This window comes from Tardiphaga sp. OK245 (assembly GCF_900108575.1).
Taxonomy (GTDB): Bacteria; Pseudomonadota; Alphaproteobacteria; order Rhizobiales; family Xanthobacteraceae; genus Tardiphaga; species Tardiphaga robiniae.
The window spans coordinates 1,077,569-1,099,389 of sequence record NZ_FNWZ01000001.1; the positions used below are offsets into that span (position 1 = coordinate 1,077,569).

The 21,821-nt window shown below is 62.3% G+C and carries 17 protein-coding genes; 13 read left to right on the plus strand and 4 right to left on the minus strand.

The window, feature by feature from the left end; translation table 11 throughout:
* Nucleotides 1–5 precede the first annotated feature (5 nt).
* Nucleotides 6–389, minus strand: coding sequence for a YkvA family protein (locus BLW80_RS04955; protein ID WP_093757038.1), 384 nt, complete (start codon nt 387–389; stop codon nt 6–8).
* Nucleotides 390–606: 217 nt separating this feature from the next.
* On the opposite strand from BLW80_RS04955, the gene BLW80_RS04960 reads away from it, so the two are divergent.
* The 3 genes from BLW80_RS04960 (at nt 607) to BLW80_RS04970 (ending at nt 5,179) form a co-directional block, all read left to right on the plus strand.
* Entirely contained in the window at nt 607–2,382 is a 1,776-nt protein-coding gene (locus BLW80_RS04960) for an acyl-CoA dehydrogenase family protein (RefSeq protein WP_093757039.1), read from the plus strand.
* A gap of 107 nt (nt 2,383–2,489) precedes the next feature.
* The gene (locus tag BLW80_RS04965; RefSeq protein ID WP_093757040.1) at nt 2,490–3,251 is read left to right on the plus strand and encodes a crotonase/enoyl-CoA hydratase family protein; all 762 of its coding nucleotides are present in this window, start codon (nt 2,490–2,492) and stop codon (nt 3,249–3,251) included.
* A 158-nt stretch (nt 3,252–3,409) separates the two neighbouring features.
* On the plus strand, nt 3,410–5,179 hold the full coding sequence (locus tag BLW80_RS04970; RefSeq protein ID WP_093757351.1) for a bifunctional metallophosphatase/5'-nucleotidase: 1,770 nt from the start codon (nt 3,410–3,412) through the stop codon (nt 5,177–5,179).
* A gap of 1,061 nt (nt 5,180–6,240) precedes the next feature.
* Here BLW80_RS04970 and BLW80_RS04975 read toward each other — a convergent pair.
* Entirely contained in the window at nt 6,241–8,316 is a 2,076-nt protein-coding gene (locus BLW80_RS04975) for a putative bifunctional diguanylate cyclase/phosphodiesterase (protein ID WP_093757352.1), read from the minus strand.
* A 309-nt stretch (nt 8,317–8,625) separates the two neighbouring features.
* Between BLW80_RS04975 and BLW80_RS04980 the strand changes: the two genes are divergently transcribed.
* The 8 genes from BLW80_RS04980 to BLW80_RS05015 all read left to right on the plus strand — a co-directional run bounded on the left by BLW80_RS04980 (nt 8,626) and on the right by BLW80_RS05015 (nt 17,470).
* Nucleotides 8,626–9,561: a histone deacetylase family protein gene (locus tag BLW80_RS04980; protein ID WP_093757041.1), complete on the plus strand. Its 936-nt coding sequence runs from the start codon at nt 8,626–8,628 to the stop codon at nt 9,559–9,561.
* A 92-nt stretch (nt 9,562–9,653) separates the two neighbouring features.
* The gene (locus BLW80_RS04985) at nt 9,654–9,905 is read left to right on the plus strand and encodes an exodeoxyribonuclease VII small subunit (RefSeq protein ID WP_089265989.1); all 252 of its coding nucleotides are present in this window, start codon (nt 9,654–9,656) and stop codon (nt 9,903–9,905) included.
* A 55-nt stretch (nt 9,906–9,960) separates the two neighbouring features.
* Entirely contained in the window at nt 9,961–11,313 is a 1,353-nt protein-coding gene (locus BLW80_RS04990) for an alpha/beta hydrolase (protein ID WP_170849576.1), read from the plus strand.
* 343 nt (nt 11,314–11,656) lie between these two features.
* Nucleotides 11,657–13,582, plus strand: a complete 1,926-nt coding sequence (dxs, locus tag BLW80_RS04995) for a 1-deoxy-D-xylulose-5-phosphate synthase (protein WP_089265987.1) — start codon at nt 11,657–11,659, stop codon at nt 13,580–13,582.
* Between the two features lie 134 nt (nt 13,583–13,716).
* On the plus strand, nt 13,717–14,259 hold the full coding sequence (locus BLW80_RS05000) for a nucleoside 2-deoxyribosyltransferase (protein ID WP_093757043.1): 543 nt from the start codon (nt 13,717–13,719) through the stop codon (nt 14,257–14,259).
* A 2-nt stretch (nt 14,260–14,261) separates the two neighbouring features.
* Nucleotides 14,262–15,017: a TlyA family RNA methyltransferase gene (locus BLW80_RS05005; RefSeq protein WP_093757044.1), complete on the plus strand. Its 756-nt coding sequence runs from the start codon at nt 14,262–14,264 to the stop codon at nt 15,015–15,017.
* Nucleotides 15,010–16,248: a class I SAM-dependent RNA methyltransferase gene (locus tag BLW80_RS05010; protein WP_093757353.1), complete on the plus strand. Its 1,239-nt coding sequence runs from the start codon at nt 15,010–15,012 to the stop codon at nt 16,246–16,248. Before BLW80_RS05005 ends, BLW80_RS05010 begins: the two co-directional genes overlap by 8 nt.
* A gap of 76 nt (nt 16,249–16,324) precedes the next feature.
* Nucleotides 16,325–17,470 (plus strand): alpha/beta hydrolase, encoded by a 1,146-nt coding sequence (locus tag BLW80_RS05015; protein ID WP_093757354.1) that lies wholly within the window; start codon nt 16,325–16,327, stop codon nt 17,468–17,470.
* A gap of 14 nt (nt 17,471–17,484) precedes the next feature.
* Here the strand turns inward: BLW80_RS05015 and BLW80_RS05020 are convergent, their stop codons facing one another.
* On the minus strand, nt 17,485–19,242 hold the full coding sequence (locus BLW80_RS05020) for an acyl-CoA dehydrogenase family protein (RefSeq protein ID WP_093757045.1): 1,758 nt from the start codon (nt 19,240–19,242) through the stop codon (nt 17,485–17,487).
* A 91-nt stretch (nt 19,243–19,333) separates the two neighbouring features.
* Here BLW80_RS05020 and BLW80_RS05025 point away from each other — a divergent pair, with 91 nt between their 5' ends.
* Both BLW80_RS05025 and BLW80_RS05030 read left to right on the plus strand, forming a co-directional pair.
* Entirely contained in the window at nt 19,334–20,035 is a 702-nt protein-coding gene (locus tag BLW80_RS05025; protein ID WP_093757046.1) for an SDR family NAD(P)-dependent oxidoreductase, read from the plus strand.
* Between the two features lie 20 nt (nt 20,036–20,055).
* Nucleotides 20,056–20,889 carry an enoyl-CoA hydratase gene (locus BLW80_RS05030; RefSeq protein WP_093757047.1) on the plus strand — a complete coding sequence of 278 codons (834 nt, stop codon included), beginning with the start codon at nt 20,056–20,058 and terminating at the stop codon, nt 20,887–20,889.
* Nucleotides 20,890–20,895: 6 nt separating this feature from the next.
* Here BLW80_RS05030 and BLW80_RS05035 read toward each other — a convergent pair whose 3' ends face one another.
* The gene (locus tag BLW80_RS05035; RefSeq protein WP_093757048.1) at nt 20,896–21,804 is read right to left on the minus strand and encodes a LysR family transcriptional regulator; all 909 of its coding nucleotides are present in this window, start codon (nt 21,802–21,804) and stop codon (nt 20,896–20,898) included.
* Nucleotides 21,805–21,821: the final 17 nt, after the last annotated feature.

Here is a 21,821-nt window from a genome sequence, read left to right on the forward strand (position 1 = left end):
GGCGATCAGGCCTGCATCCAGTAGCGATAGCCGAGCCACCCCATCAGCAGTGCGCTCGCCAGCCACAATACGATGATGGCGATCATGCCCGATCTGCTGGTCGGGCGTTCTGCGGCCTCGAGCGCCTTGATCCGGTACTCCGCCATCACCTCGCCCGGGACCAGCGCCACCACGAGCCAGATACCCAGCGGCACGATGATCAGGTCGTCGAGATAGCCGAGGACCGGCACGAAGTCCGGAATGAGATCGATCGGCGACAGCGCATAGGCGGCGACAGCGATCGCGAGCACCTTCGCAAACCATGGCACCCGCGGATCGCGCGCGGCGAGATAGACGGCATGCGTGTCCGTCTTGATGTTCCGGGCCCAGCTTTTGATCCGCATCAACATGGATGCGTCGTATCGCACAAGTCAGCTTCAAGATAGCCATTGATATTGCAGCAGAAGTCGGCGGATTTCGTTTCCCCATACGGAGGCTCGGATCTTGCCGCCCCAGCCATAGAGAGCCCCGGATGCGCCCTTTGGCGTGTTGAGGAGCCGCCCGTTTCGTGGGAAGACGGCGGAAAGCTGAAAAGTGTACCCAAAGAATTTCTGGGAGCGAGATGCCATGACCTACCGAGCACCGATCAACGACATGCTGCTGGCCCTGAATCATGGTGCCGGCCTGCAGGCGGCCCTGAAAGCCGGCCATTACGGCGATTTCGACGCCGATATGACCGCTGCCGTGCTCGAAGAAGCCGGCCGCTTTGCCAGTGACGTTCTGGCGCCGCTCAATACCGTGGGCGACAAGAACGGTATCAAGCTCGCAGATAATAAAGTCACCACCGCCCCCGGCTGGCCCGATGCCTATGCGCGCTGGACTGCCGCCGGCTGGAACGGCGTCTCCGGCCCCGAAGCCTTCGGCGGCCAGGGCCTGCCGCTGGCGATCAATGCCGCCTGCACCGAAATCTGGAGCGCGTCGAACATCGCCTTCGGCCTTTGCCCGCTGCTGACACTGTCGGCCATCGAAGCGCTCGACGCCCATGGCAGCGATGAGCTGAAAAAGATCTATCTGGAAAAGCTCGTCACCGGCGAATGGACCGGCACCATGCAGCTCACCGAGCCGCAGGCCGGCTCCGATGTCGGCGCCCTGCGCTCGCGCGCCGAGCGCCAGGCCGACGGCAGCTATCGCATCTCCGGCACCAAGATCTTCATCACCTATGGCGATCACGACATGACCGATAACATCGTGCATTTCGTGCTTGCGCGATTGCCCGATGCCCCCGCCGGTACCAAGGGCATCTCGCTGTTCCTGATTCCGAAATTTCTCGTCAATACCGACGGCTCGCTCGGTGAACGCAACGACATCCATGCCTCCGGCGTCGAGCACAAGCTCGGCATGCACGCCTCCCCTACCTGCACCATGACCATGGGCGACAAGGGCGGCGCGGTCGGCTACCTCATCGGCGAGGAAAATCGCGGCATGCTGTGCATGTTCACGATGATGAACCAGGCCCGGCTCGGCGTTGGCCTTGAAGGCGTCGGCATCGCCGACCGCGCCTATCAGCAGGCACTGGCCTTTGCGCAGGAGCGTAAACAAGGCCGCGGCATCGGCAGCAAGACCGCGGGCATGGACCCGATCATCGTGCATCCCGACGTCAAGCGCATGCTGATGCAGATGCGCTCGCTCACCGCCGCTGCGCGCACCATTTGCTACGCCACCGCCGTGGCGCTCGACGTCGCCGCGCGTTCGCCCGACGCAAAGGTGCGCACCGAAGCGGCGGCACGCGGCGCACTGCTGACGCCGATCGCCAAGGCCTTTTCCACGGATATCGGCAATGAAGTGACGTCACTGGGCGTGCAGATCCATGGCGGTATGGGCTTCATCGAGGAGACCGGCGCTGCGCAGCACTACCGCGATGCGCGCATCACCGCGATCTATGAAGGCACCAACGGTATCCAGTCGATCGATCTCGTCACGCGCAAACTCGCGGCATCGGGCGGCGAATCCGTATGGGCACTGCTGGACGAACTCGGAGGCATCGTGTCGCGCGTCGAGGCCTCCAACGATCCCGCCTTCGGCACCACCGGCGCAAAACTCCGCGACGCGCTCGGCTCGCTGGAGCGTTCGAGCAAGTGGCTGCTGGAGAAGCTGGCCTCGGCGCCGAACGACGCACTGTCCGGCGCCACGCCCTATCTGCGGCTGTTCGGCTCCGCACTCGGCGGATGCATGCTGGCCAACGAAGCCCTTGCCGCACGCGATGGCGACGGCGACGCTGCACGCTATGTGACAGTTGCGCGGTTCTTCGCGGAGAATGTTGCGGTGCAGGCTGGTTCGCTTGAACGCACCGTGATGGACTCCAGTGAATCCGTGATGTCCGCCGACGCCGTTTTGCTGGCATAAACCATCGCCCACCATATCGGCCGCAGCGGATTGATGTAATATCCGGCAGAGGAAACGTGCCAACCGCGCTTTTTGCGGGGCGCTATGGGCTATGCCAGGGAATTGACATGACCGAACATCTGATCGTGACCGACGACGAGGCCACGCGCGTGATCACGCTGCGCCGGCCGGAAAAGAAGAACGCGCTGACGCAGGACATGTATCACGCCATGTCGGACGCGATCGACACCGCGCAGAACAATCCCGATATCCGCTGCATGATCATCACCGGCGGCTCCGGCGCCTTCACCGCGGGCAACGACCTGCAGGATTTTCTGAAGGACAGCGCCGAAAAGGCCGAGTCCCCACGCGCGTCGAACGCCGTGAAGTTTCTGTATTCGCTGGCGCAGAACACCAAGCCGATCATCGCCGCGGTGGATGGCATTGCCATCGGCATCGGCACGACCATGCTTTTCCACTGCGACTATGTGCTGGCCTCGACCACCGCAACCTTCTCAACGCCGTTCATTCATCTCGGCCTGGTGCCGGAAGCCGCCTCCAGCCTGCTGTTCCCGCGCACCATGGGTCATCAGCGGGCCTTCGCCGCGCTGGTGATGGGCCGCACGATGACGGCGGAAGATGGCCAGGCCGCTGGTTTCATCAACGAAATCGTGCCGCCCGGTCACACCGAAGTCGAGGCGCGCAAGGTCGCCCGCGAGATCTGCGCACTGCCGGTGGAAGCCGTGGCAATCTCGCGCCGGCTGCTGAAGCTCCCGCCCGAGGATCTCACGCGGCGCATCGATCAGGAGAGCCATCTGTTCGGCGAGCGCATGAAGTCGCAGGAAGCGAGCGCGGCGTTCAAGGCGTTCTTCGCGCGCAAGAAGGCGTAATCTAACCTCTCCCCGTGCTTACGGGGAGAGGTCGACGCGTCTTCGCGGCGGGTGAGGGGCATGGCACCATGCCAGCATCGATGGAGATCTAGCGGATCACATCGCTGTCGCACTGAGACGCCAAAGTCCTCAATCATCGATACAAGATGCTCAAAATCATGCGACCCGATAGCTCTCCCGAATGGCAATGCCCTTGCGCCGCCCCTCACCCGGATCGCAAGAGCGATCCGACCTCTCCCCGTAAAGCACGGGGAGAGGTTAAGACGGCGCGCATCGCATCTCTCGCTCTCTTGATCTCACTTGCGTGTGGCGCAACCGCCCACGCCCAGACATCCCCCACCCCCGTCGACGTCACCGTCCTTGCCATCAACGACTTCCACGGCAATCTGCGCCCTGCCCCCGGCGGTATCAGTATCGACGATCCCGCCGACAGGACGAAGAAGATCACCGTGCCCGCCGGCGGCGCCGAGCATATGGCGACGCTGGTCAAGCAGCTCCGCGCCGGCAAGGCGAACAGCGTATTCGTGGCCGCGGGCGACCTGATCGGCGCCAGCCCGTTTCTCTCCGCGCTGTTTCATGATGAACCGACCATCGAGGCACTATCGATGATGGGCCTTGAGATCGCCTCGGTCGGCAATCACGAATTCGACGAAGGCCGCGAGGAGCTGCTGCGCATGCAGAACGGTGGCTGCCATCCCGTCGATGGCTGCCAAGGCCCGCATCCGTTTGCCGGCGCGACGTTCAACTATCTCGCCGCCTCGACCATCGATACCAAGACCGGCCAGTCGCTGCTGCCGTCCTATCAGATCAAGACATTCGACGGCATTCCCGTCGCCTTCATCGGCCTGACGCTGAAAGGTACGCCCGGCCTCGTGGCGCCGCCCGGCATTGCCGGTCTCGAATTCAGGGACGAAGCCGAGACGGTCAATGCGCTGGTGCCCGAACTGAAGGCCAAAGGCGTCGAGGCCATCGTGGTGCTGATCCATGAGGGCGGCTTCCCCACCGGCGACTACAATGAATGCCCGGGTATTTCCGGACCAATCGTCGATATTGTGAAGAAGTTCGACAAGGCGGTCGATGTCGTGGTCAGTGGTCACACGCACCGCGCCTACACCTGCCAGATCGACGGACGCCTCGTCACGTCAGGCGACAAATACGGCACGCTGGTCACCACCATCGACCTCAAGCTCGACCGTACGACGCGCGATGTCATCAGCGCCAAGGCCGACAACGTCATCGTGCGCACGGCGACCTATCCCGCCGATCCCGCGCAGACCGCCTTGCTCGCCGCCTATGACAAGGTTGCCGCGCCGATCGCCCGCCGTCCTGCGGGATCGATCACCGCAACGCTGTCGCGCATGCCCGACATGACGACCGGCGAAAGCCCACTTGGCGATATCATCGCCGACGCACATCTCGCCGCGACATCGGCCGGCAATCTCGGCGCCGCCGTGATCGCCTTTACCAATCCCGGCGGCATCCGCGCCGACATCACCAAATCGGCCGACGGCAGCGTGACCTATGGCGACGTCTTCGCAGCGCAGCCGTTCCGCAACCAGCTGGTGACGCTGACGCTCACCGGCGCGCAAATCAAGGCGATGCTCGAGCAGCAATGGAACACGCCGAGCCGGCCGCGCATCCTGCAGGCCTCGAAAGGCTTCAGCTACGCGTGGGACAACACGGCGGCGGCGGGTCAGCGCGTCCCGCCCGGGCGCATGATGCTGGATGGCAAGGTGATCGATCCCACGGCCAACTATCGCGTCACCGTGAACGGCTTTCTGGCCGTCGGCGGCGATGGCTTCACGGTATTGAAAGAGGGCAAGGAGCCGCTGGTCGGCGTCTACGATGTCGATGCGCTGAACGCTTACATGAAGGCCAACAGCCCGGTGTCGCCGATGCCGCTGGGGCGGATTGCGCGGGTGGATTAGCGGAGCGCCTGTCGGCCCCAAGCTGTCATTCCGGAATCATCATGGCTCGTCATTCCCCGGCCCCGGAATCTCGATCCAAGCTCGTCATTCCCCGGCAAACCAATTGGTTTGCCTGAGGGCGCACGAAAGCGGCGGAGCCGCTGTAGTGCGAACCCGGAATCTCGATGTGTTTGGCACGATCAGAGACTCCCATGCCGAGATTCCGGGTTCGCGATACGCCGCCTGCGGCGTCTCCTCGCGCCCCGGAATGACAGTTTGGGGCGCCCAAACATTTTTTCCTATCCCCCGTTGACAATATCCCTGCATTGATTATATTCCCCCTCGTCCTGCCCCACCGAGAGGGGCGATCGCGATCGTCACGTTCGCGGGGTGGGATGCGGTGGACGCCGGAGATGCGGCGTCACGCGGTTTGGGGGTGACGTCTGTCTTCGGGCAGGACGGATCTGCGCCAGCACTGCCACTGGCAAGGAGACGTTTGGCCTTGGGATGGAAAGACTCCGGGACAGTGTGACGGACGACCAAATCGAAACGCGTTCGGCCAAGTGCTTTGCGGCTACCCTGTCCCTCCGCCCTGGGACATTAATTTTGGTGATGGGACCGTTCGCCATGGCAGATGTGCAAGCAACCGAAAAAACACCGCAGGCGGAACGTCGGGCAATCGCCCGACGCCTCCGAAAGTCCTGATGCACTCTCAATTGCGGAAGACCGCATTCGCATCAGGCCCAAGGGTGCAACGGGCACCCGGCGTTCCGCACGCCCTCTCACAAGGGGGTGGGAATGCAAAGGACGACGGCGCCCCGCGCCGCAAACAATGGGGGCGATGACGCATGTCTGAAGAGCAGTGGCTGTTTGAAATTTGAATCTGCGATGGAGGCGCCGCACCCACAGGTGTCATCCCCGGGCTTGACCCGGGGATCCAGCTTGGCCCGCACACCGTCGCACAAGAAAGATGGATGGCCGGGTCAAGCCCGGCCATGACGTGGGGAGAGGCCTGGGATTATTGCGAAGCTCGCTTCGCGCCATCTGGCCATGACGATCATGAAATTCAACCGCTCCACCTTCTACGCCACGTTTCTCCGATCGATCTCGCTATGGACATCGAACGGCTCCGGCCGGCCCACCGCATATCCCTGCGCAAAGTCCACGCCGATCTCGGTGAGCGTCGTGATGATCTCGTCGCTCTCGACAAATTCCGCCACCGTCCGCTTGCCCATGATCTTGCCGATATGGCTGATCATCTCGACCATGGCGCGGTCGATCGGATCGGTGAGCATGTCCTTGACGAAGGAGCCATCGATCTTGAGATAGTCCACAGGCAGGTGCTTGAGATAGGCGAAGGACGACATGCCGCTGCCAAAATCGTCCAGCGAGAAGCGGCAACCGATCTGCTGCAGCGCCTGGATGAATTTATTGGCATCGGCGAGATTGGCGATGGCGCTTGTCTCGGTGATCTCGAAGCAGATGATGGTCGGCGGTATCCGATAGATGCGGAACTGCTCGCGGACATAGTCCAGAAAGCTTTCATCCTTGAATGTCGCGCCGGACAGATTGATGGCGCAGGTCGAGACCGGCGTCGCACCTTCGACCAATCGCGCGGCGAGAATGATGAACGCATTCCTGACCACCCAGCGATCGATCGGCGTCATCAAACCATAACGTTCTGCCGCGGGAATGAAATGGCCGGGCGCAACCAGTTGCCCCGCCTCGTCGCGCAGCCGCAACAACAGTTCGACATGCAGAGTGCCATCCTCGCGCTCGCTGAGCGGAATGATCTTCTGGGCATAGAGACAGAAGCGATCCTGTTCCAGCGCATCGTGAATGCGCTGTACCCAGTTCATTTCGCCGAACCGCTGCAGCAATTCGGAATCGCTGGGCTGATGCAGTGTAACGCGATTGCGGCCTTTCTCCTTGGCCATGTAACAAGCTGCATCGGCCGCGCGCAGCGCTTCTTCCAGTGTCACCTCGGGCTGCGCGATACAGACGAGGCCGATACTGACGGTGACGTTGAACGAACGTCCGTTCCAGACGAAGTTCAGCTCTTCGACCGTCCGCCGCAATCGCTCGGCGGTCGCCGCCGCACGATCCGGCTCGCAGCGTTCCAGCAGCACAGCGAATTCATCGCCGCCGAGGCGGGCCAACAGATTGTCCGGGCGCAGATGTTTTTTCAGTATGCCCGAGACCTGCCGCAGCAGATGATCGCCGGCAGCATGGCCACAGGTGTCGTTGACGATCTTGAATTGATCGAGATCGAGGAACATCAGTGCATGCGGCCGCGCATCGGCGTCGATCCGCGGCAATACGTATTGGACCCGACGCTCGAATTCGCGGCGGTTCGCCAGCCCCGTCAGTGCATCATGCGAGGCCTGGAACGCGAGACGTGAGATGTATTTCTGCTCACGCTCCTTCTCGATCTTCAGCGCCGTCTCGAAGCGCTGACGCTGGATCAGCAGATTACGTGTCCGCCAGATGCCGAGCAGGATCAACAGCGCCGCGGTGAACACATTGGCGACCAGCAGAATGCCTTGAATGGCGCGGGAGCCGATGCCGAGGCGTCGGGAGAACTCCACTGCCAGCGGCGAGGTCTGTTCATTGATCTGGTCGATTTGCGCCTTCAGGGCTGCAAGGCGCATCGATCCCACCTTGCCATCGGTGACGCTGGCGTGAATGGCGTCGGCCGTATCCACCAAATTCTGGATCACGGGATCGGTGGCGTGCCAGGTCTCGATGGCTCGGGCGAGATAGACGACCTTGCTGAAATTGCGAAACAGCGAGATCATGCCGGGGATGTCTGCGGCATCGTTGCCGCCTTGCAGGAATCCGTCATAGGCAGCCCGCAGATCCGGCACCGCCTGTTCGAGCGCGCGGCGCGCGATGAGATCCCCGAGCGGCACGGCGATGCTCGCCTGATAGAGACGATAATATTTGTCGTCGCCGGTCTCGGCATAGAGGCTGAGCGAATGCACCGCCTCCATCTGCCCCTTCGACCATCGGCTTTCGCCGGTGACATAGGCGCGGACCGACGACAGGATGTGGATGCTGGTGCCGGCGAGAAATGCCTGCAGCAAGACGATGGCAACGAACGGCCACACCGAACGCAAGAGATGGGGTACGCGCCTTGGATATTTCGATTCACTCATCGCGTACGAACCCACCCCAGACGCGAGCGCAACTGCGGAGTCCGACGATGGAATATGCGCACCTTCTCCGCAGAATGCCGCGGCCTCCACCGATAGCAGCCGCGACTTAACGCGCATTTCAATTCCGCGGCGTCAGGCGGTGTCGATGAAACGACATGAATCGAATGTGAAGAAAGCGATCCATAATTCTGATCGGTAGCTTTGTTAGGGGACAACCGCACCAGCGATGCCCCCCTATCGGAACCTGACCTGACCGGCTAGGTTATCGTCTCATCATACCAGCGCACCCTGCGCTTGCGGACCATTTGCATGACGACACTTCTTCTGAGCCATCCGGCCTCGCTCGATCACCTCACCCCGCCCGGTCATCCCGAACGCCCCGACCGTATGCGCGCGGTGGCGCAGGCACTCAGCGAAGACCGCTTCAACGCGCTGGTGCGGGGCGAAGCGCCGGAGGGCAATCTCGACGTCGTCAGCCTCTGTCATGACAATCATTACATCGATGAGCTGCGCCATGTCGCGCCGAGCAGCGGCCTCGTCTATCTCGACGGCGACACGTCGATGTCCCCCGGCACCTGGGAAGCGGTGATGCGCGGCGTCGGCGGCGCAATCGCGGCGACCGACGCGGTGATGAAAGGCGAGCACACCAATGCCTTCGTCGCGACGCGCCCGCCCGGCCATCATGCCGAGCACAACAAGCCGATGGGCTTCTGCTTCTTCGATCAGGCGGCGATTGCAGCGCGGTATGCGCAGCGCACCTACGGCATTACCCGCGCGGCCGTCGTGGATTTCGACGTCCACCATGGCAATGGCACGCAGGACATTTTCTGGGCCGACCCCACCGTGATGTATTGCTCGACACATCAAATGCCGCTGTTTCCCGGTACCGGTGCATCCCAGGAGCGCGGCGAGCACGACACAGTCGTCAATGCCCCGCTGCATGACGGCGACGGCAGTGCAAAATTTCGCTCTGCCTTCGACAATCTCATCCTGCCGCAACTCCAGAAATTCGCACCGGAACTGCTGATCATCTCTGCCGGCTTCGATGCGCATCGTCGCGATCCGCTCGCGTCGCTTAATCTGGACGCCGAGGATTTCGGCTGGGTGACGCGCAAGCTGATGGATCTCGCCGACAGCACCGCCGGTGGCCGCATTGTCTCGGTACTCGAGGGTGGTTATGATCTGCAGGGCTTGAAAGAATCGGCCGCGGCCCATGTCTCTGCGCTGATGGGGGCATCGCGCTGAAAGGGGCGCAGGTCGCAAAACGTACCCGCCACAATACGCCCTCAAACATATCTTTGACTCCGTCCTTCCAAAATGCGCACACGGGAAACCGAATGGCCGAGAACACCCATGCTGACGTCAAGAAGCTGACGTTTGAGACCGCGATCGAAGAACTGGAATCGATCGTGAAGCGCCTCGAAGACGGCAAGGTGCCGCTGGAAGAGTCGGTCGCCATCTATGAGCGCGGCGAGGCGCTGAAGCGGCGTTGCGACGAATTGCTGCGTCAGGCCGAAGCCCGCGTGGACAAGATCACCACGGATTCGAACGGCAAAGCGGTCGGCACCGAACCGCTGGACGTCCAGTAGGAAATCGCGCGGCTGAGACCTCGCACCACCCCGCGGCCGAATTAGCGCTTGGCGCATGGCGCGGCCTGTTTATAGTCCGCCGTCAGTCCGGGGAACCAGCGTGCGCGTCCAGCACCGTCATGTCATCTATGTGCAGGGATACGATCCGCGGGGACTCTCGCAGTATTACCGCATGTTTCGGACCGAACTGCGCAAGTTCGGCCGCCTTTATGGCCTGACCACCTCGGTCAGCCGACCGAAAGGTCATACGGACGGCGAATTCGCGCATGAATCCGCCTCCTGGTGCATCGAAACCTCCGGCGACGGCTGGCAGACCACGACCGATTACGATTTCCTGCGCTGGGAAGACATGATCCAGCGCGATCTGGCCGTGCCGATCTGGCGCACGCTGATCCACGCCATCGCCATCTATTGGGGCCTTGTCTTCTCCGGCACGATGGGCCGGTTCTGGAAGGCGCATTGGCGCTTCGCCACCTTCATCAGCTGGCCCCACGTCCTGCTGCTCAACGGAGCGATCTGGTCGGCGGGCATCGCCTGGCTGTTCGCGTTGGGGCTGCAGGCGCTTGGAATACACGGATTTCTGGTGGGCTGCGGCGCTGTGGCGGTGTTCGTGGCCGTCCTCGGCTCGCTGCTGAAATACACCGAAAAGCACACCTATCTGCTCTATCTGATGGCCGACACGATCTTCACCTGGCAGTTTTCCCACGGCAACCGGCCGGACTGGGACGCCCGGATCGACCGCTTCGCGCAGCATCTGGTCCAGGTCGCCAAGTCTACCAAAGCGCAGGAAATCGTGCTGGTCGGTCACAGCTCCGGATCGTTCCTTGGCTCCGAAATCCTCGCCCGCGCGCTGAAACTCGATCCGGAACTCGGCAGCCACGGCCCTCGCGTCGTGCTGCTGACGCTCGGCGGGAATATGCCCATCGTCGGCTTCCATAGAGTCGCGCAAGGCTTTCGCGACAATTTGCGGCTGCTGGCCGTGGAGCCTTCCATCGACTGGATCGACTGCCAATCCCGCAAGGACGTGATGAACTTCTTTCCGTTCGATCCCATCGCCGGTCACGGGATCGACGCCGGCCCGGCCCGGCGGAATCCCACCATCGTCCCCGTCCGGTTCCGCGAAATCATCCGCCCGGAACATTACAACCGGTTCCGCTGGAAGTTCTTCCGGGTGCACTTCCAGTTCGTCATGGCCAATGAGCGGCCGCATGCCTACGATTTCTTCATGATCGTTTGCGGGCCTGTGCCTCTCAGGGGGCGTGTCAGTCAGCCGGCCACAACTTTGGCGTTGGTGGACGGCACCCCCACTACCCGCGAAAACGCATGGAAAAAGCTCGATTTGGGCGCGAAGAGCCCTACCCACACGGGTTCCCATGAGACGGAACCGGTCGCCCGGCGCATCGGCTAGGCACACCGCGCGAATGTCCATAGCGCCTTTGTGCTGCCACCCCCGCAGGCACAGCGGTTGGCTTTGGCCATCGCTTTGGTGTAAAGGGACTAGGACTATGCGCTGACGAGCAGGCTGAAACGCCGGCCGTTAACGTAGATAAGCGCTTCATTCATCTGGCAAAAATGATCAGATGAAGTCGCCGCCAAGCATGTTAGATATCACACTGAAAAATCGAAGCCCATTATAAGGCCTCGAAACAGGCTTCCCGGTTCTGGAGGCTGCGGTTGTCCGGTGGGCGCGCGGAAACGCGACGGCCCCGAAGCCAGACGCAGTCCCGGACATGTAAAATTGGAATAGTGCCGTGACCGATTTTAGTAAGACACCGTTGCTCGATACCATCAAGACTCCGGAAGATCTCCGGAAGCTGAAGATCGAGCGGGTTCGTCAGGTTGCCGACGAGCTTCGTCAGGAAACCATCGATGCGGTGTCCGTCACCGGCGGCCACTTCGGCGCCGGCCTCGGCGTTGTCGAACTGACCACCGCCCTCCACTACGTCTTCGATACGCCGCGCGACCGCATCATCTGGGACGTCGGCCATCAGGCCTATCCGCACAAGATCCTCACCGGTCGCCGCGACCGTATCCGTACGCTCCGCACCGCCGGTGGTCTGTCCGGCTTCACCAAGCGCAGCGAGAGCGAATACGATCCGTTCGGCGCCGCGCATTCCTCGACCTCGATCTCCGCCGGCCTCGGCATGGCGGTCGCCCGCGACCTCTCCGGCGGCAAGAACAACGTTATCGCCGTGATCGGTGACGGTTCGATGTCGGCAGGCATGGCTTATGAAGCCATGAACAACGCAGGCGCGATGAATTCCCGCCTCATCGTCATCCTCAACGACAACGACATGTCGATCGCGCCGCCGGTCGGCGCCATGTCGGCCTATCTGTCGCGCATGTATTCGGGCAAGACCTACCGCTCGCTGCGCGATGCCGCCAAGCAGCTCGGCAAACATCTGCCGAAGCTGATCGCCGATCGTGCCGAGCGCGTCGAAGAATATTCGCGCGGTTTCATGGTCAACGGCGGCACGCTGTTTGAAGAGCTCGGCTTCTATTATGTCGGTCCGATCGACGGTCATAACCTCGATCATCTGCTGCCCGTGCTGCAGAACGTCCGCGACATGGAGACCGGCCCGATCCTGCTTCACGTCGTGACCCAGAAGGGCAAGGGCTACGGTCCGGCCGAAGCCGCCGCTGACAAATATCATGCGGTCGTCAAATTCGACGTCGCCACCGGCACCCAGTCGAAGTCCAAGCCCAACGCCCCGGCCTATCAGAACGTGTTCGGCCAGAGCCTCGTCAAGGAAGCCGAGAAGGACGACAAGATCGTCGCCATCACCGCGGCCATGCCGTCGGGTACAGGCGTCGATATCTTCAACAAGGCGTTCCCGAACCGCACCTTCGACGTCGGCATCGCGGAGCAGCATGCGGTGACCTTTGCCGCGGGTCTTGCGACCGAAGGCTACAAGCCGTTCTGCGCCATCTACTCGACCTTCCTGCAGCGCGGCTACGACCAGATCGTCCACGACGTGGCGATCCAGAATCTGCCCGTGCGTTTCGCTATCGACCGCGCCGGACTGGTCGGTGCGGATGGTGCGACCCATGCGGGCTCATTCGACAATGCCTATCTCGGCTGTCTGCCGAACATGGTCATCATGGCTGCCTCCGACGAGGCCGAACTGGTCCACATGGTCGCGACCCAGGTCGCCATCAACGATTCACCGAGCGCCCTGCGTTATCCGCGCGGCGAAGGCCGCGGAGTCGAGATGCCGGAAGTCGGCATTCCCCTGGAAATCGGCAAGGGCCGCATCGTCCGCGAAGGCAGCAAGGTTGCTCTTCTGTCGTTCGGCACGCGCCTTGCCGAATGTGAGAAGGCCGCCGACGAACTCGCCGCCCACGGCCTGTCGACCACGATTGCCGACGCGCGCTTCATGAAGCCGCTCGACACTGACATGATCCTCAAGCTCGCCCGCGATCACGAGATCCTTCTGACCGTCGAAGAAGGTTCGATTGGTGGATTCGGCTCGCATGTGATGCAGCTGCTCGCCGACAACGGCATGCTCGACGGCGGTCTGCGCATGCGTTCGCTGGTGCTGCCCGACATGTTCCAGGATCACGACACGCCGGCAGCGATGTATGCCCAGGCGGGTCTGGACTCCAAGGGGATCGTCAAGAAGGTGTTCGAGACCCTCGGCAAGGATTTCAAGGCCGAGACCGTCAAGCTCGCTTGATCTGAACGCGACATCGCGTTTGCAATTGCGAAGAGAATACAACGAGGCAATTCGGCAGGAACCGCCGGATTGCCTCGTTCTCGTCTGAATTGGCTCGTCAATGTCGGCGCGGCTCACCATGAGACGGGGACTTCATGAATATCTATCTCGCAGGCCCCGACGTGTTCCTGCCCAATGCCGCCGAGATCGGCCGGCAGAAGGTCGCGCTCTGCAAGCGCTACGGCGCGCACGGGTTCTTCCCGCTCGATAACGCCATCGACATCAATGCCGGCGACGCCTCGCGCCAGATCTTCCACGGCAACGAAGCGATGATGAACCACTGCGACATTATCATCGCCAATCTCACGCCGTTTCGCGGTCCAAGCGCCGACGCCGGTACGGTGTTCGAGCTCGGCTATATGGCGGGGCACGGCAAGCTCTGCTTCGGCTATTGCAACGACCCTGCGCTCTATCTCGACCGCGTCCGCCGTATGACGGAGATCACCGATCAGGACGGACATCTGGTGGATGCGAACGGGCTCACCGTCGAAAATTTCGGCCTCGCCGACAATCTGATGATGATCCACGCGCTCGATCTCTATGGCGCGTCCATGATCGTCCCCCGTGAAGCACCCGATGATCTCTGGCAGGATCTGACGAGCTTCGAAGCCTGTTTGAAACTTGCTGCATCGTACTGACCATGACGAAATCTCAGAACACTGCTGCCGCGCCGCGCAAACGCGCCGATACGCTTCTCGTCGATCGCGGAATTTTCGAAAGCCGCGCGCGTGCGCAAGCCGCCATCGAAGCGGGGCTTGTGAAGGCCAACGGCAAAGCGGTCGCCAAAGCGTCAGAACCGCTGCTGCTCGACGCCGCGATTGAGGCTGAACCGGCGCATCCCTGGGTCTCGCGCGGCGGGGTCAAGCTCGCAGGTGCGCTTGAGCTATATCCGATCGAGATCGAGGACCACGTCTGCCTCGACGTCGGCGCCTCCACCGGCGGTTTTACCGAAGTGCTGCTCGCCAACGGCGCCAGCATGGTCTTCTCCATCGATGTCGGGCACAGCCAGCTTCATCCATCGCTGCACGGCCATCCGAAAATCATCTCGATGGAAGAAACGGATATCCGCAGCTATGAAAACAAGCGCCTGCCGGCGCGTCCAGACGTCGTGGTAATCGATGTCAGCTTCATTTCGCTCAAGGCGGTGCTGCCTGTCGCGCTGTCACTCGCGGCGGCGCCGATGAGCCTGCTGGCGCTGATCAAGCCGCAATTCGAGGCCGACCGGAAGCAATCCAAGCGCGGCATCATCAAGAACGCTGCCGTGCATCAGGCCATCTGCGACGACATCACGGATTTTGCCAGGACGCTCGGCTGCACCGATATCGAGGTCTTCCCGTCGTCGATCACCGGCGGTGACGGCAATATCGAATTCTTCATGGGTGCCCGGCGTGGCTGAACGCCTGACCATCGATCATGTCGGCCAGCGCGGCGACGGCGTCAGCCTCACCAATGGCGCGTCGCTGTTCGTGCCCTACACGCTGGCGCATGAGATCGTCGAGACGGAACGCGACGACGAACATCCGGAGCGTCGACGATTGCTGCAGATCGACACCGCCAGCCCGGAACGAATTGATCCGTTCTGCACCTACTTCACGCGCTGCGGCGGCTGCGCCATCCAGCATTGGCAACCCGATCCCTATCAGGCCTGGAAGCGCCAGATCGTGATCGACACGCTGGCGCAGGCGAAGATCACTTGCCCGGTCGATCCGATCGTCGATGCCCATGGTGCCGGCCGCCGCCGCGTGACGTTGCATGCCCGGCGTGGCAGCGATGGCGGACTGCGTGTCGGCTTCGCCGCATCGGCAAGCCACGCCATCATCGCCATCGACGCGTGCCCGATCCTGGATCCTGCACTGGATGGCGCGCTCGATGCCGCGCGCGCGCTGGCCGAGGTATTGAAGCCGGTCAGCAAGCCGCTGGACATTCAGGTGACAGCGGCCAGCAACGGACTAGATATCGACGTCCGCGGCACCGGGCCATTGCCGACCGCGATCATCACAGCGCTGTCGCGCATCGCTGAAGCGCACAAACTCGCGCGCCTCACACGGCATGGCGAACTCGTGCTGATGCGCGTGCCGCCGGTCGTCACGATGGGCAGCGCACAGGTCACATTACCACCCGGCTCGTTCCTGCAGGCCACCGCGGCCGGTGAAGAGACACTGGCAGCACTTGTGCTGCAGCTGTGCAAGGGCGCGAAGAACATCGCCGACCTGTTCTGCGGCATCGGTCCCTTTGCGCTCCGGCTTGCAACCAAATCCAAGGTCACCGCCCTCGACAGCGACGGTGGCGCGATCACATCGCTGCAACAGGCCATCAAGGACACCAAGGGCCTGAAGCCGATCAAGGCGGAGATGCGCGACCTGTTTCGCCGTCCACTGGTGCCGCAGGAGCTGCGCGACTTCGACGCTGTCGTATTCGATCCGCCGCGTCAGGGCGCGCAGGCACAGGTCGAACGGCTCGCGGCCAGCAAGATCCCCGTCGTCGTCGCCGTGTCGTGCAACGTCCAGACCTTCGCACGCGATGCAAAGATCCTGATCGATGGCGGCTACAAGCTAGAGAGCGTCACACCCGTGGACCAGTTCCGGCATACGCCCCATATCGAATTGGTGGCCCGCTTCAAACGCTAGTTGTCTTTTCACGGTGCTTGCGCTGGAGTGCACTCACGCTGCCGCACAAGTGCAGCATGGAGGCGACGTGACACCCATCGATCCCAACATTCTGCCGGCTGGAATTCGCTCGCGTTTTGTCGAGGACATCAACGGTTTGCGCGTGCATGTGCTGGAGGCCGGCTTTGAAACCAAAAGCCGGCCCTGCATCCTGCTGGTGCACGGATTTCCCGAGCTGGCCTTCAGCTGGCGCAAGGTCATGCCGCAGCTCGCCGCGGCCGGCTATCACGTGATTGCGCCGGACCAACGCGGCTATGGTCGTACCACCGGCTGGAGCGCAGACCATGATGGCGATCTGCGTCCCTTCAATCTGCTCAACCTCGTGCGCGATGCGGTCGGCCTCGTCGCCGCCTTCGGCTATCGCCATGTCGATGCGGTGGTCGGACATGACTATGGCAGCTCGGTCGCAGCCTGGTGCTCGCTGGTGCGGCCGGATGTATTCCGATCCGTTGCCCTGATGAGCGCGCCCTTTGCCGGACCTCCATCGCTGCCTTTCGGCACCGCCGATCAGCCGGCACCGCCTAAGACCGATGATCCCGTGCATCGCGACCTCGCGGCATTGCCGCGGCCGCGTATCCACTATCAGTGGTACTACGCGACGCGTGCTGCCAACGCTGATATGCAACATGCACCGCAAGGCGTGCATGATTTCCTGCGCGCCTATTATCATCACAAGAGCGCGGACTGGCCGGGCAATACGCCCACTCCATTGCAGGGCTGGACGGCGAATGAACTTGCGAAACTGCCGACCTATTATGTGATGGACCGCGACCAGACAATGGCCGAGACCGTCGCTGCAGAGATGCCAACGCCTGAAGAGATCGCATCATGCAAATGGTTGCCGGACAATGAACTGGCCTTCTATGCCGGTGAGTATGCCCGCACCGGCTTCCAGGGCGGATTGCAGTGGTATCGCTGCAATACGACGGGCGCGTTCAATGCCGACTACGAGACGTTTGCCGGTCGCACTATCGACGTCCCTTCAGCTTTCATCTCCGGCAAGCAGGATTGGGGCATCTATCAGCGTCCCGGCGCCATCGAGACGATGCAAAACAGCGCCTGCACGAATATGCGCGCGGTGCACTTGATCGACGGCGCAGGCCATTGGGTGCAGCAGGAACAACCACAAGAGGTCAGCCGCTTGCTGCTCGGGTTCCTGAAAGATAACGGTCCACGCTCATAGTCCCTGCGATCAGGTCAGGCCAGCATCAGCCGACTGGCCTCCTCCATGCTGACATCGCGCTCACCGAGCAGATGCGCGACGATCTGTTTCTGCGTTTCGCTTTCGATCACAGCAAACGGATCGGGCGTCATCAGGCGATGATCGATCACGAGGCGCGACAGCAGCAGGCGCCGCGCATCGCCACGTCGTTCGTGGATGCGGTGCGCTTCCCATGTCATCGCGATGGCGCTGGCCACATGATATAGTGAACTCGTTGCGCGGCGGGCATCACCTTCATTGTCCGACCGTGCGGCAACCTCACGCGCGAAGCCGATGGCACGGTCGGCGAGACCGCGCAGCCGATCGCGCCATGCCTGCGGTACGCTCGGAGAATCGTCCAGCCGCGCATGCAAGTCGGCAGCAAGCGCAGCCTCGGCACCGTGCCGGCCCACCGCACGTGTCAGCGCATCGAGCGCGACGATATTGCCGGTGCCCTCCCAGATCGAGCCGAGATGCGCATCGCGCAGCAGGCGCGCGGTAGCGAATTCCTCGATATAACCGACGCCGCCCCGCATCTCCATCGCGTCGCCGCAGACCTTGCGCGCGTCACGCGTCGCACGGAATTTCAGCGTCGGCGTCAGGATCCGCAGCAGTGCCGCAGCATCCTGACTGCCGGCATCGGCACGGTCCAGCGCATCCGCGGTGAGGAAGCTCATCGACAACGCCTGCTCGGTCGCCACCATGATCTTCATCAACTGCCGCCGCGCCAGCGGCATGTCGATGATGCGCTGGCCGAACACGACACGGCCGCGCGCGACTGCCATCGCATCGTGCCAGGCGCGGCGCATCAGCGAGGTCGACTTCACGCCATTCGACAGGCGCGACGAATTCACCATCTCGGCCATCTGCACGAAGCCGCGATCGAGCTTGCCGACGGCATAAGCGATAGCGCCCTCAAGCTTGATCTCACCTGATGCCATCGACCGCGTGCCGAGCTTGTCCTTCAGGCGCACGATCCGGTAGTGATTGGGCGTGCCGTCATCGAGCGTCCGCGGCATCAGGAACAGGCCGACACCCTTGGTGCCCCCGACCGCGCCTTCCGGCCGCGCCAGCAGCATCACGACTTTCGCATCGGCATTGGAGCAGAACCACTTTTCTCCATACAGCCGCCAGTGATCGCCCTCCTGCACGGCAGATGTCGTCAGTTTGCCGACGTCGGAGCCGCCTTCCTTCTCGGTCATGAACTGACCACCCTGGGTCAGCTTGCTCATGTCGGTCTGCGTCAGCCTGTCGAGATATTTGGCCTTCAGCGCATCGTCGCCGTAATTCGACAGCAGCTTCGCAGCACCATCGGTGACATTGATGGGACACCCCATGCCGAACTCGGCCTGATTGAACAGGAACGTAAAGGCGTGCTTGGCTGTCACCGGATAGGTCGAGGGCCAGCCCATGATCCCCTTGCGATGCGACAAAGCGTGAATGCCAAACTCACCGAAAGCTGCGTTCTCAAGCTCGCGATAGGCCGGGTGATATTCGACCCACTGCACGTCCTGGCCAAACTTGTCGCGCTGGTGAAGCACGGGTCCATGCTTGTCGGCCATCCGCCCGGCTTCATCGAGCGGCCCACCGACAAGACCGCCCAGCCGATCGAGATGCGGCTCGATATGGTTGAACAGATCCTCCGGCAGATGAATACGCAGCAAATCGGTCAGTGCCGGATCGGCCCGGTAGAAATTCATGCCGGACGTGTCGGGTGCGATCAGATTGGCGGCAATCTGGGCGTGGGCGTTCATGACGGCCTCTTGTGTTTGGCAGTTGCGTTTCCATCTTCATCATGCGCCTGCCGCGCCAGCGAATAAAGTGCCCCAGCCGGAGATTTGATCCATGGAAATTCCGCATTACGAAACCGCTTTAATCGTCGGCGTCGGTGAGGGCATCAGCGCATCGCTGGCGAGGCTGCTGTCCAAACAGGGCATCCGCGTCGCACTCGCCGCCCGCAATCCCGGCAAGCTGGATGCGCTATGCCAGGAGACCGGCGCCAAGGCCTTTGCCTGCGACGCGACCCAGGCCGGAGATGTCGCCAAGCTGTTTGCAGATATCGAACGCCAGATCGGCGCGCCCGATATCGTCGTTTACAATGCCAGCCAACGCGCCCGCGGGCCTTTTATCGAGCTCGCACCTCCCGATGTTGCACAATCCATCGCTGTTAGCGCCTTCGGCGGATTTCTGGTCGCGCAACAGGCATTGCAGCGCATGTTGCCCAACAAGCACGGCGCCATCCTGTTCACCGGTGCCTCCGCGAGTATCAAAGGCTTCGCACAATCGGCCCCCTTCGCCATGGGCAAGTTCGCGTTGCGCGGCATGGCACAATCGCTCGCACGCGAATTCGCGCCACAGGGCATACACATCGCCCACTTTGTCATCGATGGCGGCATTCGCAGTTCAGTCCGCGTTGAGCCAACGGACAGGCCGGACTCGATGCTCGACCCCGATGCCATCGCCATGAATTACTGGAACGTGCTACAGCAGCCCCGCAGTGCATGGAGTTCGGAGCTGGAAATCCGTCCATGGGTCGAGAAATTCTGACGCGAAACAGGGCGAGACACATGAGTGAAGCCGTAAAGGTGATCGACACCGGCACCAGCGAACTGCTGTGTGAGATCCGCGAGCGCGTTGCCGTCATCACCCTGAACCGGCCGGAAGCGCGCAACTCGCTGTCGGATCATCTCACGCCCGCATTGCGCACGATGATCCGCACCTGTGGCGAAAATCCTGATGTCGGCGCGCTCCTGATTACCGGCGCCGGCACGGCCTTCTGCTCCGGCGGTGACGTGAAGGGCATGGGCGCGCACCGCAAGCAGACGGTGCTGGAAATGTCGTTTGACGAACGCGTTACCGACCTGCAGGAGCGACAGCGCCTGCTGACCGGCGCCCTCATTGCCGTGCGCAAGCCGACCATTGCCGCTCTTCCCGGCCCTGCTGCGGGTGCGGGCCTCGCCATCGCTATGGCCTGCGACATCCGCATCGCCGCGCAATCGGCTTTCGTCTCGACAGGCTATCTCCGCGTCGGTCTCAGCGGCGATTACGGCATCGCCTGGCTGCTGACGCGTCTTGTCGGCACGGCCCGCGCGCGCGAGCTGATGTTCACGGCCGACAAAGTCGAGGCAAGCCGCGCCGAAGCCATCGGGCTGTTCAACCGCGTAGTGCCTGACGACAGGCTGCAGGACGAAGCCTTCGCCATGGCCCGTGGCATGGCCCAGGGACCGACGCTGGCGCTGCGCTACATGAAGGACAATCTCGACGAGGCCCTCGCCTTCGATTTTGCGACGGCACGGGACCATGAAGCGGAGCGCCTGATCCGCACCACCATGACGGCGGATCATCGCGAAGCCGTGCAAGCCTTCATCGAGAAGCGTAAGCCAAACTTCTCTGGCAACTGAAGCGCATCAGGCCTTTGGCTTTGCAGGAGCGGGCGTTTTGGCGAAATCGACAAAGGCCCGCAATGCCGCCGGCAATTGTCGGCGGCTTGGATAATACATGAAGAAGCCGGGATAGGCCGGGCACCAGTCAGCGAGGACTCGCACAAGCTTTCGCTTGGCGATCAACTCCTCGACCTGGCCTTCGAACACATAAGCCAGTCCGGCTCCGTCCAGCGCGGCGTCGACCATCAGATCCTGATCGTTCAAGGTGAGCGCGCCCGCGACGTCGATCTCGACCTCGATGCCGCCGCGCTCGAACTCCCAGCGATAGAGCGCGCCGCCCCAGAATCGATAGCGGATACATGGCAGATCTTTCAGCTCGTGCGGCGTCTGCGGCGGCTTGTGTTGCTTGAAGAAGCCGGGTGACGCAACGACGGCCGATCGCTGCCGCGGGCCGATCGGCACCGCGATCATGTCCGCCGCAACAGTTTCGCCGAAGCGGATGCCCGCATCGAAACCGGCAGAGACCATGTCGACAAGCCCGTCATTCACGGCAATCTCGACATTGATCTCCGGATAGGCTTTCAGGAATCGCGTGACGATCGGCAGCAGCACGAGTTGTGCGGATTGCCGGGCAGCATTGAAGCGCAACGTCCCCGCCGGCTTGCCGCGAAAATGATTGAGATCTTCCAGCGCGTCATCGATGTCCTGAAACGCCGGACTGACCCGCACGAACAACCGCTCGCCCGCCTCCGTCAGCGCGACGCTCCGGGTGGTGCGATTGACCAGCCGGACATCAAGACGCTCCTCGATGCCGCGCAAAGCGTGGCTCAGCGCGGAGGCGGACACGCCAAGTTCAATGGCGGCATTGCGAAAGCTGCGATGGCGGGCAATCGCCAGAAAAGTGGCGAGGTCGGCCGGGCCGATCAGGCTCATTGTTGAATCCAGCTCAT

Excerpts from the sequence above, each read along its gene's own strand:
- BLW80_RS04955 (WP_093757038.1), bottom strand. The coding sequence starts at position 389 with ATGTTGATGCGGATCAAAAGCTGGGCCCGGAACATCAAGACGGACACG.
- BLW80_RS04960 (WP_093757039.1), top strand. The coding sequence starts at position 607 with ATGACCTACCGAGCACCGATCAACGACATGCTGCTGGCCCTGAATCAT.
- BLW80_RS04965 (WP_093757040.1), top strand. The coding sequence starts at position 2,490 with ATGACCGAACATCTGATCGTGACCGACGACGAGGCCACGCGCGTGATC.
- BLW80_RS04970 (WP_093757351.1), top strand. The coding sequence starts at position 3,410 with ATGCGACCCGATAGCTCTCCCGAATGGCAATGCCCTTGCGCCGCCCCT.
- BLW80_RS04975 (WP_093757352.1), bottom strand. The coding sequence starts at position 8,316 with ATGAGTGAATCGAAATATCCAAGGCGCGTACCCCATCTCTTGCGTTCG.
- BLW80_RS04980 (WP_093757041.1), top strand. The coding sequence starts at position 8,626 with ATGACGACACTTCTTCTGAGCCATCCGGCCTCGCTCGATCACCTCACC.
- BLW80_RS04985 (WP_089265989.1), top strand. The coding sequence starts at position 9,654 with ATGGCCGAGAACACCCATGCTGACGTCAAGAAGCTGACGTTTGAGACC.
- BLW80_RS04990 (WP_170849576.1), top strand. The coding sequence starts at position 9,961 with ATGGCGCGGCCTGTTTATAGTCCGCCGTCAGTCCGGGGAACCAGCGTG.
- BLW80_RS05000 (WP_093757043.1), top strand. The coding sequence starts at position 13,717 with ATGAATATCTATCTCGCAGGCCCCGACGTGTTCCTGCCCAATGCCGCC.
- BLW80_RS05005 (WP_093757044.1), top strand. The coding sequence starts at position 14,262 with ATGACGAAATCTCAGAACACTGCTGCCGCGCCGCGCAAACGCGCCGAT.
- BLW80_RS05020 (WP_093757045.1), bottom strand. The coding sequence starts at position 19,242 with ATGAACGCCCACGCCCAGATTGCCGCCAATCTGATCGCACCCGACACG.
- BLW80_RS05025 (WP_093757046.1), top strand. The coding sequence starts at position 19,334 with ATGGAAATTCCGCATTACGAAACCGCTTTAATCGTCGGCGTCGGTGAG.
- BLW80_RS05030 (WP_093757047.1), top strand. The coding sequence starts at position 20,056 with ATGAGTGAAGCCGTAAAGGTGATCGACACCGGCACCAGCGAACTGCTG.
- BLW80_RS05035 (WP_093757048.1), bottom strand. The coding sequence starts at position 21,804 with ATGAGCCTGATCGGCCCGGCCGACCTCGCCACTTTTCTGGCGATTGCC.